Below are 13,011 nucleotides of genomic sequence, written 5' to 3'. Positions count from 1 at the left end.
TTCTATTTGCTCTATTTATGATATTTTCCTGTACACTCTACTATATCAAGCTCAATCACAGCTGTACCCTTAATCATTTTATCAGGAAACTCTTTTCCAGCAAACTGCGGAGTGTACTTTTCAACTAGCTTATTTAACACTTCATGTTTATAATCCAAGTCCTCAAGTAGCGAAGCGTTTCCAACAATTACGACGCTATTGTACTCTGCTTCGGTGTCACAGGCATTCTCGATATTGTCAGTCAAGAGACCAAACAATTCATCAACCTCAAAGCATACTTTGGGGTTTCTATTTATATTATCGATTTTTTGTCCCTTTGGTAGACCATGCATATAAATTTTGTTATTGTAATAAACAAAGTGCATGGCAACCACATATGGATAACCATCCTCATTGATAGTAGCGAATCGTCCGGTATCCGCACGGTGAAGGAGCTCATCAATCTGCTCCAACGTTAATTGAAACTTCTTCATTCTATATTGCATAACTTAATTATCCTCCTAATCATATAAATTTGATTTCTATTCAAGATATATATGTACTTGATATAGAATTAAACATATTGTAGCATAGAAGTGAACCTATTAAAAGTTACACTTATATGATATAATATAGGATACACTTTGGTATAAGGATGGTTATAATTATATGATTTATATTCAAGAGAATTCAAATGATCCAATGTATCTTCAAATTTATAATCAGGTGAAAAAAGATATTGAACAAGGAAATATTGCACATGGAGAACGGCTTCCAGGTATTCGTACACTAGCCCAAACATTAGGTATTGCACGCAATACTGTCAGTCAGGCTTATACCCAGCTTGCAGTGGAGGGATATATTCAAGCAAGACATGGGTCAGGATTTTTTGTTATGGATACTTCAAGTGAATTTACGGAGAAAAATTATGTTCCGCAGGATATAAAAGCCTTATCTACCCAAAAATCAGAGCTGAAGAAACCTGTGATTCTATATGATTTTCAGTACGGTACACTTCCTTATGAGCAATTTCCTTTCAAGTTATGGCGAAAATACACATCTCAAATTCTCCTATCATCGCAAAAGGAAGTAGTTAATCATTATCCAGATAAACAGGGTGATCTGTTTTTAAGAGAAGAAATCGTAAGACACCTGTACAAATCAAGAGGTATGGTTTGTAGTAAGGAACAAATTATCATCGGTTGTGGGCTACAATATTCCTTAAATATTTTGTGCACTCTTCTGCGTAAAGAAAATAACATCATTGCAATGGAGGAACCAGGATATAATGGAGCAAGGGATGTATTTATAAACAACAATTATAATGTGCATGCAATCCCAGCTAGTAAAGATGGACTTATCCTTTCATCAATTCACTGCTCTAACGCATGTGCTGCTTATGTAACACCTTCCCATCAATTCCCTTATGGAACTGTAATGTCAATTGTGCAGCGTAAGGAGCTCCTTAATTGGGCAAATGTTAACGATGCTTACATCATTGAGGATGATTATGACAGTGAACTCAGATATGATGCCAATCCAGTGCCAGCACTCCACTCTTTAGATGCCGAAGATCGTACTATTTATATCGGAACTTTTTCAAAGTCTCTTTCACCTTCTCTGAGGGTGAACTATATGGTGTTGCCAGTACGCTTACTAAAGAGGTATCATAGTTTATTCTGTTCTCATAGTTCTCCTGTATCATGGTTAACGCAACGTGTTTTAGCTGCATATATGAGAGAGGGAAATTATGAGCGTCATATTCGAAAAATGTGCATTACCTACAAAAGGTGTCACGATATATTTATACAGGAAGCGACGAAAATGTTTGACAAAAAAGTAATATTACATGGTCGCGGAGCAGGGGTGCATTTCGTTTTGGAGTTTCCGGGTGGTGAAGAACAAGATTGGCTTATTAAACAGGCAGAAAAAGTCGGAGTCAAAGTATATTCTATGATTCCATTTTGGAATGACAGGAATGAATGTCCCCGAAACATTATATTTATAGGATACAGTTTACTGAATGAACAACAGGTACGAGAAGGTATCGCATTGCTACACTCTGCATGGTTCAATGCATTAACATAATGAAAATTCAATGGTGAAACTTCGGAAGACATGGTAGGTAAAATAAAGGTACACTAAATATATAATATGGCAAGGCTGTTATTCATAAATAAATAGAAAAAGAAACTGAGGATTTATTTGATAAAAGATGGATAAAAATGCTTTTGATAAATTATATTGAATTATATTGACATAATAATAAACCAATGCTATTCTTATAAAGAATTTAAAAATATAATATAGTATCTTATCAAGAGAGGCAGAGGGACTGGCCCTATGAAGCCCGGCAACCAAAGGTAGTTATTTTAAACTTTATGGTGCTAAATCCAGCAGGATTAACCTGGAAGATAAGAATTGGAAGAACATAACTTCTTGCATTATCTTTTAGGTAAGGCAAGAAGTTTTTTATTTTCAGATGCCTAAGATCACTAAATCTTATACAAAAAATTAAAACATTAATTAACTAAGGAGGAAAAAATGAAAGATAACTTGAAAAAGGGCAGTGCTATTGCTTTGTTACCATTATTTATTTTTATAGCAGTTTTTATGGGGATATCATTAGTTACAAAGGACTTTTATGCTATGCCTGTAACTGTACCATTTTTATTAGCAGCATTAGTAGCATTATTTATGAATAGAAAAGTATCACTAGATAAAAAGTTAGATGTATTTTGCAAGGGAGCAGGAGAACCAAACATCATTTTAATGTGTCTGATATTTATATTGGCAGGGGCTTTTGCAGAGGTTGCTAAAACTATGGGAGCTGTAGAATCTACTGTTAATTTAGGGCTAACATTTTTACCAAGTAACATACTAGTAGCTGGAGTTTTTATAATTGCATGTTTTATAGCAATATCTATAGGTACATCCATGGGAACAATAGTAGCCTTAGTTCCTATAGCTACTGGAATTGCGGCTAAGACAGGTATACCTATAGCTTTAGTGGTTGGAGCTGTTGTTGGTGGAGCAATGTTTGGGGACAACCTTTCTATGATTTCTGATACAACTATAGCAGCTACCAGGACTCAAGGCTGTGAGATGAGAGATAAATTTAGAATGAATTTTACAGTTGTATTGCCAGCAGCAATAATAACAACTTTAATATTTACTTTTATAACATTGGGGCAAGATTCTAAGGTAGTAGGGGATTATTCATATAGTTTAGTTAAAGTTTTACCTTATGTAGGAGTATTACTTGCGGCACTTTTAGGGGTTAATGTGCTATTGGTACTAGTTGGTGGAATCTTATTTGCAGGGAGTATAGGAATATTTACGGGAGCCTTTGATATAATAGGTCTATTGCAGGCCATAGGCAAAGGAATTGGTGGAATGTCTGAGCTTGTAATAATTTCAATGATAATTGGTGGAATGGTTGAAATTATAAAATTCAATGGAGGAATTGAGTTTATACTAGGATTTATTACAAAAAGAGTTAACAGTAAAATAGGAGCTGAATTTGGAATTGCCACATTAGTTAGTTTAGTTGATATATGTACAGCTAACAACACTATAGCTATAGTTACTGTAGGACCTATAGCTAAAGATATATCCAATCAATATGATATTGAACCTAAAAGAGTAGCGGGTATATTAGATATGTTTTCTTGTGTGTCTCAAGGAATTATTCCTTATGGTGCACAACTTTTATCAGCATCAGCATTAGCTAAATTGTCACCATTTATCATAATGAAATATCTCTATTATCCATATTTAATGGGGATAAGTGCCCTTATAGCAATTGTACTTGTACCTTATTTAAAACTAAAAATCAAAGAGAAACTATAAAAATATTCACTTAAAATCATATTTTATTATAAATACTTAGCAAAACAGGAACAGTTTTCTTTTAAGGTTGTTGTTATAATAAAATTAACTTGTTAGAACGGGGCAGTTAGAGGTGACATTGAATTATAGGAAAGAATCGAAAATATTATTAGTACAATGGCATTGTATAGTATGTCCCGAAATAAGTAATTATGATAAATCAAGGAAGAAAGGTGATAAATGATGTTAAGTTATTATGGTAGATTATCTTCAGAAGTATATGATATGGATAAGCCTATAGGGCATTCTTTTGGAGATGTAGAATTTTACATGAATAGATTAGAGTCTTGCAAAGGACCTATTCTTGAACCTGCAACAGGAACGGGGCGTATATTAATTCCGCTTTTAGAAAAAGGATTGAATGTGGATGCATTTGATATTTCAAAAGATATGTTAAATATATGTGAGCATAATTGTAAAGAAAGAGGTTTGAATCCTAAACTTTTTGAAGGTAAGATGGAGTCTTTTTCACAAGATACAAAATATGATGCTATTATAGTGCCAACGGGAACCTTCCTTCTACTACATAATAGAGAAGATTCAATAAAAGCATTACAAAACTTTTATAGGCATTTGTCTGATGGTGGTAGATTAATTGTTGATATATTTTTGCAAACAGATATTTCAACAGGTACAGTTTCCACAAAAACTTGGGACTGCTCTAATGGAGATATAATCACATTAGAAAATAAAATTGTAGAGGTTGACTATATAAATCAATATACCATTTCACATGGGAGATATGAAAAGTGGCGTGAAGGGGTACTTTTACAAACTGAATTGGAACGGTTCCCATTGAGATGGTATGGTGTAGAAGAGTTCAGACTAATACTTGAAAGTATAGGATTTAAAAATATTGTGATTTCTTCAGATTATAAATTTGGTCAGTATCCATCAAATTCTGAGCAAGTTGTTACCTTTGAAGCTGTTGCTATTAAATAGAAATATATTAATAATCCCTCAGACTACGGTTTGAGGGATTTTTCCTTTAGGGAGTGATCAAATACGAAAAAGTAATAGCTTTGTGTAGTAGATATAAAAAATTATATTTAAATTTTTGATTAATTATAAATGTTAACGTAGATAAAAAATTACAAATAATATAATATTAATATATAATATTCTCGTATGAAGGTGAAATTTATGAAATGGTTACTAGAAAAATATAATGTGAAAACTATAAAACCATATTTATGGATATTTTCCATAGGAATAAGTAGTATATGCTATTTTTTTATAAATAATTATCAAAATCCCAAATTACATTCCTTATATACAGATATAGATGATTTAATTCCTTTTGTAAGTGTATTCATTCTTCCATATATGATGTATATGCCAAATTTAATAATCTCACTTATAATAATGTGTTATTGTGATGAGGAAAGATATTTCATTTCACTTTTGACTTTAAATATAGTTAATTGTATTTGTCTTATAATTTATCTAAATTTTCAAACCTATGTTCCAAGGCCAATAATAATCCATGATGATTTTCTATGCAATTTTGTAAAGTTTATTTATGGTAGGGACAACCCCTATAATTGTTTTCCTAGTATTCATGTAGCAGCAACTTTTTCAGCTTTAAAGGGAATAAATAAGCTTAAAAATATGCCAACAAAATATAAGATTGGATTTAATATAGTTGGATGGTTAATTATAATCTCAACTCAATTTGTAAAACAACATGTAATTATAGATATGTTAGCTGGGTTAGTTTTAGTGGAGGCAGTTTATAAGTTTATAGAATACTTATTTTACAATAAAAATTACTTAAAGGGATTTATTAAAAATAAAAAGAAAGATGATGAAAAGGGTATGGCGCAATAACTATGAAGTTGTGATATTGTCCCCTCTCAGGCTTATGTTTGAGAGGGGGCTTTTTATGGTGTAATTTTTCTTGTTCTTTTGTAAACATATTTTTAATTTTGTACTGGGTAACTACAAAATATCAAAGAAATCCATGTAATTAATTATCATGTTAAAGTTGCAACTGAAGATATAATGAAATTTAATGTATAGGTAAATTCAATTAAATGGCAACTTTCTATTTAATATTCAAATTAGACTGCCTTAAGTGTAAAAGCTATAATTAAGAGTATTGATGTATGGAGGGGAATTATGGGTACTAACATAAATATTGTTTCGGGATTTTTAGGGTGTGGAAAGACAACATTTTTAAATAAAGTAATTCCAAATATACAAGGAAGCAATGCTTTAATTGAAAATGAATTTGGCAATATTGGCATTGATGGGGATTTAATACAGCATAGCCTTCCAATTAAAGAGATTTATTCTGGGTGTATTTGTTGTACAGTTAAAGAAAATTTTAATAAAGCCTTAGAGGAGTTAGTCTTAGAGTATAAACCAGATAATATATTTATTGAGCCTTCTGGTGTAGGTAGTTTATCAGATATACTAAAGGTTTGTAATAGGGTTTCATCAAATTCAACCCTAAATATAAAGATTAAGGATGTTATCACCATTGTAGATGTAGATTCCTTCAATGATTACAGTGAGAACTTTGGAAGTTTTTATTTAGATCAAATAGAAAATGCTCAGATGATTTTTTTAAGCCATTTTGAGAATCTAGTGGATAGTGAAATTGAAGAGATTATTGGAAAAATAAATTTAATTAATCCTAAGGCTACAATTTTTAAAGAGCCATGGATTTCTTTATCAGGGGAAGAAATTGTTGAAACAATAAACAGTATGGAATCCTATGAGATTGAGTTAAAGGATAGACCTGCCTTTCTGGCAGCTAATAAGATGTTCCAAACTTTTTCTATAGATAAGCTAAGGGCTTTTTCAGAGGAAGAAATAGATAAAATATTATTTTCTTTAAATCAACAGGAGTATGGTTTTATTGTAAGAGCTAAGGGAATTGTTCAGCTTTCTACAAAGAAACTGGTTTACTTTGATTATACCCCACACCATTATCATTGGGAGTATTTAGAAACGGTAAAAACTACAAAGGTAACTGTAATTGGCAGTAACTTAGATAAGAAAAAAATAGTAGGAATTTTTTATTAATAAATTAGGGGGGTACCATGGGAAAAATAATTGATTATAAATGTACATATGGTAATGAACAGGGAATCAGTAAAGAAATTATTGAAAAAACCAATTTGAAATTTCCTGATGCTTATAAAAATTGGGATAGTATGGTGACACTTGCCAAGGAGCTTAAGAAATACTATAAGGACAATGTTTGTACACTACCCTTCTGTCATACTGTGGAAGGGGAGGCACTAGGGGGAAAAGTTAATCTTGGGGATGAGAATATAGGACCAAGAGCCAAGGAGTATATTTGCACAACTACGGAAGAACTGTTGGATTTACCTAAAATTGATTTTTCAAAGGGAAGAATTTCTGAAGTTTTAAAAGCTTGTAAGTCTTTGAGAGAACAAGGAGAAAATGTGGTTTTAAATGTTTCGGGACCATTTACAATAATGAATGTTTTAATTGAACCAAGGGTTGTTTTCAAAACCTTTAGAAAGAATCCAGAGTTAATTAGGGAAATTTTTAATAAACTTCAATATGAAATAATTGAATTTATAGAAGAAGCACAAAAAGTAGGGGTAAACATCATTAGCTATGCAGACTCTTCTGGGGGAGTTAATATTCTTGGACCTAAGTTTGCAGAACAAGTAGTGGAAATGTTTACTTATCCTTTATTAAAAAAAATGGATAAAATCATAAATGAAGAAATTATAATAGTACTTTGTCCGAAAACTACTTTTTCATTACTAGGAACAGATAAAGCAGTGTGGAAGGATGTTTCCTTAGGAGGACCTTTAAACTATGAAGAAGGCTTCATAAAGGCAATTGGACTAGCAAAGTTTGTTGGACAAACATGCATGAAAAATAAAGATTTTCAGTTAAAAGATGGGGTTATTAAAACCCTTGAATTACTATAAATAAATAACACCTTAAAAAAGGAGATGGTTGTATATGCACAAGGATGATAAAATGACCCCAATTGAAAGGTTAAATGCCTTCATGACAGGAAAACCTATGGACAGAATACTTGCAATGCCTGTAGCTTGTTCTATGTCTGGACTAGCATTAGGAATGACCCACAAAGAGAAAAGAAGTAGTGCGTTAAATGAAGCTAAAGCACAGATAGCTTGTTATGAAAGGTTTGGAAACGATTTATTAGTGGTTGAATATGGGTTACATGGGATAGGTATTGCATTAGGGAGTAAGATGAATGATCCAGAGGAATCTGTACCAGCAATTATGAGTTATGTTTTAGAGGATTTAAATGATATAGATAAACTTGATATGTCAAAGTTAGAACTAAAAAATGATAAACTTTTCCAATTACATATTGAGGCTGCAGAAATATTAATTGATAAGTTAGGAAAAGAGGTTCCAACAGGAGTTTTAATATCTGGACCTTTTACTGCAGCAGCAAGTATTTATAAAACAGAAAATTTTTTAAGAGCAACTAGAAAAAATCCGGAAAAAGTACATGAGTTAGTTAAGTTTTGCACAGAAGCATTAAAGATGATATGTAGAGAATTTATAAAACGAGGTGTTCTTATATTGCTATGTGACCCAATTGCATCAGGAACAATTCTTAATAGAAAACAATATTTAGAATTTGTATTACCTTATACTATAGACTTAATGCAGGATATTCATGAGGGAAAGGGCTTAGTTTGTTACCATATTTGTGGAGACACAACATCAATAGTAGGGGACATGGTAAAGTCGGGTTGCGATATGTTAAGTATAGATAATAGAGTTGATTTAGCTTACACAAAACAAGTAGCAGGGGATAAAGTTCCAATTCTAGGTAATGTAGACCCAGTAGAAGTTCTAATATTAGGAAGTACACAGGAGGTAGATTCTGCAGTAAAAACTTGCATGCAAAAGGCTTATGATAGTCCTTGTGGCTATATTTTAGCATCAGGTTGTGACCTTTCAGGAAATGTTCCTTTAGAGAATATTGATCAATTTATGGCCTCTGCAAGAAAATATGGAAAGTGGCCAATAGATCCGAAAAATTTCATGTAAAAATATATGTTTAGAAAATTTTGTAATTAAAATGGAGGAATAATAATGACAGCATCTAAAGAACAATTATTAAAAAGATTATCCGATGGCGTATTAGAGATGGAAGAAGAAGAGGTAATAGAAGCCTGTGAGGAATATGTAGAGGCAAAGTATAAAGCCTTTGATGGTATTATGGAAGGGCTTGTAGATGGTATGAATCGTGCAAGTCAATTATATGAAGAGGAAGAATATTTCGTAACAGATGTATTACTATGCTCAGATGCAATGTATGAAGGGCTATCAATATTAAGACCTCATCTTCCTATAGAAGAAGAAGGAAACAGCAAACCAAAGGGAGTTATTGGAGTTGTGGAGGGAGATACCCATGACATAGGAAAGAATCTAGTAAAAATTATGATGGAAACTGCTGGTTTTGAAATGATTGATTTAGGAAGGGATGTTTCACTTAAAAGTTTTGTAGACAAAGCTAAAGAAGTTAACGCTTCTTTTGTATGCATGTCAACCTTAATGACGACAACTATGTCAGGAATGGGAAAAGTTATTGAATTATTAAAAGAAGCAGGAATTAGAGATCAAGTTAAAGTTCTTATAGGTGGAGGACCAATTTCTCAAAAATTTGCAGATACCATTGGTGCAGATGGGTACAGTTCCAATGCTGTGGAGGCAGTAAAATTAGCAAAAAAAATGCTTAATATAGCTTAGAAAGAAGGATGTAATATGATATCTCCAAGAGAACGATTAAATATGGTTTTCAACAGAGAACAGGTTGATAGAGTTCCATGTATTTGTCCTGGTGGCATGATGAACATGGTTACAACAGAAGTAATTGAAGACCTTGGAATAGATTTTTCAAAGGCTCATAGTAATGCGCAAACTATGGCTGATTTAGCTACTTCAGTATATGAAAAGGGCTGTTTTGAAAATTATGGAGTTCCTTTTTGTATGACCATTGAATCTGAGGAGTTTGGAGCAACGGTGAATATGGGGTCAAACATATATGAACCTCATGTTGTGGAGTATGCAATAGATTCAGTAAAGGAATGGACGAAACTCCATGAAATTAACTTTAATCAGGGAAGAGCTAAAGTAGTTATTGATGCAATTAAGTTATTAAAAGCAAAGGGAAGTAATGTTCCTATAATAGGGAATTTAACAGGGCCAATAAGCACTGCTAGTTCTGTTATGGAACCTGTAGTATTTTATAAACAGCTGAGAAAAAACAATGAAGAAGCTCACAAATATGTTGATTATGTTACTAATCAATTAATTTTATTTGCAAAGAAGCAAATAGAAGCAGGGGCAGATATAATTGCTATTTCTGACCCTAGTGGAACTGGTGAAATTTTAGGACCAAAGTTATTTGAAGAATTTGCTGTGAAATATATTAATAAGCTAGTGGATGCTATTCAAGAAGTACAGGGAAAAACTATTGTGCACATATGTGGCCAAATGAAAAATGTATATAAAGAGGTAAATAAAATAAAAAGTGATGTTCTAAGCTTTGACTCTATTGTTAGTATGAGTGAGGCACGAAAGAATTTAGGAGATAGATTACTTATGGGTAATGTGAGTACCTATACAATTGAATTTGGAGAGCCTAAGAAAGTTTCAGATTTGACTAAGAAATGTGTTAAAGATGGAGTGAACATAATTTCACCTGCCTGTGGACTTGGAATGAAATCTCCTCTTACAAATGTTAAAGCAATCCTTGAGACTTTAAAAAAGGAGATGCTATAAGAAATGCCTAAGATTTTTATTAAACAGTTAGGTAAGGACTTTGAGTATGTTCCAAAGAAAAACTTACTACAGCTATTATTAGAAAATGATATTTTTGTAGATAATCCTTGTAATGGAAATGGTTCTTGTGGGAAATGTAAGGTCAGGGTGTTGGAAGGAAATCTTCCGCCACTTTCGCCAACGGAAAGAAAGCTATTGAAAGAAGATGAAATAAACGCAGACATAAGACTTTCCTGCTTGGTAGTACCAAAAGAAGATATTACAATTGAAATTCTGCAAAAGGAAAGAAAGCATAAAATACTTACTACTGGGTATGTACCTGAATTTGAGTTTAATCCTACAATTTCTAAAAAAATCTTTGAAATAAAAATGCCTACTTTAGAAACCCAAAGTCCTTTTGAAGATTCTTTATGTGAGGCCCTTGGATCTAAAAAGGTCAACTGGAAGCTACTAAGGGACTATGAAAGCAGCTATGGAACTGTAACTGGAGTATTTAATGACAGCGAGTTAATTGCCCTTGAAGCAGGGGATACTACTGAGTTTCTTTATGGTGTTGCCATTGATATCGGAACTACAACGGTGGTTGCAGCATTAATTGATATGAACAATGGTGAGGATTTGGCTACAGCTTCAAGAATTAATCCCCAAAAGAAGTTTGGGCTAGATGTTTTAACTAGAATAACCTATGAATTAGAACATCCAGAGGGTTCAAAAGAAGAGTTACAGAAAACTATTGTAGAGGCTATTAATGAAATGGTTGAAGAGTTATGTAGTGAGGGAAAAGTAAAGAAAGAAAATATTTATGAAATTTCTATTGCTGCAAACTGTACCATGATGCATTTTCTTTTAGGTGTTGATGCAACATCAATTGGAAAATCTCCCTACGCTCCTGTATTTACAAAGGCAAAAAACATATCAGCAAGTGACCTTGGTATAAAGGCTGCTAAGTGTGCAAGAGTATATTGCCTTCCTTCTGTATCCTCTTACATTGGAGCTGATATAGTGGCAGGTGCCTATGTTTGTGAATTACATAAAGCTGAGGAAAATATACTATTTATAGATATTGGAACCAATGGAGAGATAGTTTTATCTAAGGGTGGAAGATTACTTTCCTGTTCCTGTGCAGCAGGGCCAGCATTAGAAGGAATGAATATAAGTTCAGGGATGAGAGCAGCAGAGGGCGCTGTTGAAGATGTGGAAATCACTGAAAAAGGAGTAGATCTTAAGGTTATAGGAGAGGAAGACCCTATAGGGATATGTGGAAGTGGGATACTAGCAGCAGTGAAAGAGCTTCTAAGAACAGGAATTGTAAAAAACAATGGAGCATTTATAAAAAAAGAACAACTAGAGGGATCTGATTATCGATATAAGATGATACAATTAAATGGGAATAAAAGAGAATTTATTTTAAAAAGTACTCCAGAACAGCTACTAATAACTCAAGGGGATGTTCGTCAGGTACAATTAGCAAAAGGAGCTCTGCTTTCAGGATTTTATGCCTTGTTAAAACAGGCTAAGATTGATATGGGCGAATTAGATAAGGTGATGATAGCTGGACAATTTGGCGCTCACCTACCAGCAGATAGCCTTGTAGGTACAGGGATTTTGCCAAAAGAGGTAAAGGATAAACTAGTATATATAGGGAATTCTTCTAAAACTGGAGCATATATGGCACTTATGTCTGTTAAAGTTAAGAAAGAAATTGAAGATTTAGCAGGTGAAATGGAGTACATGGAACTTGGAGCCTCAGAGGGATATGAAAAATTATTTTCACAGTGTCTTATATTTGGAGATAAATAATAGATTTTATAAAACATATAAATAAAAGGCATATGGCATAGAACATAGGTCATAAAATAAAAATATATGAATTACCTTTGGAAAAGCATAGGTAATTCATATATTTTTTATTCTCATTTAAGTAGAGAACCCAAATCTATGATTTGGTGTGAATCACTTACTCAGCGAACGCAGTGAGTCGAGTTTCAATTATTAAGTTGCTAGCCCTCTATTTGCTGTGAAATAAATTGCTTAATTTTAGATAAGCCTCCATGTTTAAATTTTAAAGTATAGTAATCCTTTGAAATATTAATAAGTTCAATATCAATAATATCTAAATTTAACAGTGCTTCCTCTATTTTTTCTAAAGTTGCATCTTGGGAATTTTCAATAAATGCTTGCTTTGTTTTTAATCTTATCCATTCCATAAGCAGAGTATTATAGTTGTTTTTTATAAAATCCATATCCAGGCCTCCTTAAAGTAAAATTATAAAATATAAGAATGATCTATATTACTCCTTATATTTTATAAATCTGTGTTTTATACCTTTGGGAATAAATTTAATTGTATTTGGGTATAAATATAATTAAATATAATCA

12 protein-coding genes and 1 riboswitch are annotated in these 13,011 nt (G+C 32.5%); of the genes, 10 read left to right on the top strand and 2 right to left on the bottom strand.

Going from position 1 to position 13,011, the window contains the following annotated elements:
• Window positions 1–11: 11 nt before the first annotated feature.
• Window positions 12–485 carry a pyridoxamine 5'-phosphate oxidase family protein gene (locus IO99_RS03380; RefSeq protein WP_035130305.1) on the bottom strand — a complete coding sequence of 158 codons (474 nt, stop codon included), beginning with the start codon at window positions 483–485 and terminating at the stop codon, window positions 12–14.
• Between the two features lie 163 nt (window positions 486–648).
• Here IO99_RS03380 and pdxR point away from each other — a divergent pair, with 163 nt between their 5' ends.
• The 10 genes from pdxR to IO99_RS03330 all read left to right on the top strand — a co-directional run bounded on the left by pdxR (window position 649) and on the right by IO99_RS03330 (window position 12,432).
• The gene (gene pdxR, locus IO99_RS03375) at window positions 649–2,067 is read left to right on the top strand and encodes a MocR-like pyridoxine biosynthesis transcription factor PdxR (RefSeq protein WP_035130303.1); all 1,419 of its coding nucleotides are present in this window, start codon (window positions 649–651) and stop codon (window positions 2,065–2,067) included.
• A 223-nt stretch (window positions 2,068–2,290) separates the two neighbouring features.
• Window positions 2,291–2,400: riboswitch (SAM riboswitch) on the top strand.
• Between the two features lie 123 nt (window positions 2,401–2,523).
• Window positions 2,524–3,831 carry a Na+/H+ antiporter NhaC family protein gene (locus tag IO99_RS03370; protein WP_035130301.1) on the top strand — a complete coding sequence of 436 codons (1,308 nt, stop codon included), beginning with the start codon at window positions 2,524–2,526 and terminating at the stop codon, window positions 3,829–3,831.
• 219 nt (window positions 3,832–4,050) lie between these two features.
• Window positions 4,051–4,812, top strand: a complete 762-nt coding sequence (locus IO99_RS03365; RefSeq protein WP_242844075.1) for a class I SAM-dependent methyltransferase — start codon at window positions 4,051–4,053, stop codon at window positions 4,810–4,812.
• 201 nt (window positions 4,813–5,013) lie between these two features.
• Window positions 5,014–5,700, top strand: a complete 687-nt coding sequence (locus IO99_RS03360; protein ID WP_051823893.1) for a phosphatase PAP2 family protein — start codon at window positions 5,014–5,016, stop codon at window positions 5,698–5,700.
• 291 nt (window positions 5,701–5,991) lie between these two features.
• Window positions 5,992–6,903 carry a CobW family GTP-binding protein gene (locus tag IO99_RS03355; RefSeq protein ID WP_035130297.1) on the top strand — a complete coding sequence of 304 codons (912 nt, stop codon included), beginning with the start codon at window positions 5,992–5,994 and terminating at the stop codon, window positions 6,901–6,903.
• A gap of 17 nt (window positions 6,904–6,920) precedes the next feature.
• The gene (locus IO99_RS03350; protein ID WP_035130294.1) at window positions 6,921–7,790 is read left to right on the top strand and encodes a methylcobamide--CoM methyltransferase; all 870 of its coding nucleotides are present in this window, start codon (window positions 6,921–6,923) and stop codon (window positions 7,788–7,790) included.
• A 34-nt stretch (window positions 7,791–7,824) separates the two neighbouring features.
• Window positions 7,825–8,895 carry a uroporphyrinogen decarboxylase family protein gene (locus tag IO99_RS03345; protein WP_035130291.1) on the top strand — a complete coding sequence of 357 codons (1,071 nt, stop codon included), beginning with the start codon at window positions 7,825–7,827 and terminating at the stop codon, window positions 8,893–8,895.
• A 45-nt stretch (window positions 8,896–8,940) separates the two neighbouring features.
• Window positions 8,941–9,597 carry a corrinoid protein gene (locus tag IO99_RS03340; protein ID WP_035130288.1) on the top strand — a complete coding sequence of 219 codons (657 nt, stop codon included), beginning with the start codon at window positions 8,941–8,943 and terminating at the stop codon, window positions 9,595–9,597.
• A gap of 15 nt (window positions 9,598–9,612) precedes the next feature.
• Window positions 9,613–10,632 (top strand): methylcobamide:CoM methyltransferase MtbA, encoded by a 1,020-nt coding sequence (locus tag IO99_RS03335; RefSeq protein ID WP_035130285.1) that lies wholly within the window; start codon window positions 9,613–9,615, stop codon window positions 10,630–10,632.
• Window positions 10,633–10,635: 3 nt separating this feature from the next.
• Window positions 10,636–12,432 carry an ASKHA domain-containing protein gene (locus tag IO99_RS03330; RefSeq protein WP_035130282.1) on the top strand — a complete coding sequence of 599 codons (1,797 nt, stop codon included), beginning with the start codon at window positions 10,636–10,638 and terminating at the stop codon, window positions 12,430–12,432.
• A 200-nt stretch (window positions 12,433–12,632) separates the two neighbouring features.
• Here the strand turns inward: IO99_RS03330 and IO99_RS03325 are convergent, their stop codons facing one another.
• A complete protein-coding gene (locus IO99_RS03325) occupies window positions 12,633–12,875 on the bottom strand; it encodes a hypothetical protein (RefSeq protein WP_035130279.1) in 243 nt (80 codons plus the stop codon).
• Window positions 12,876–13,011: the final 136 nt, after the last annotated feature.

It is taken from the genome of Clostridium sulfidigenes (genome assembly GCF_000732635.1).
GTDB lineage: Bacteria > Bacillota > Clostridia > Clostridiales > Clostridiaceae > Clostridium_J > Clostridium_J sulfidigenes.
The sequence above is the reverse complement of the archived record's forward strand: the minus strand, read 5'-3'. Positions and strand labels throughout refer to the sequence as shown.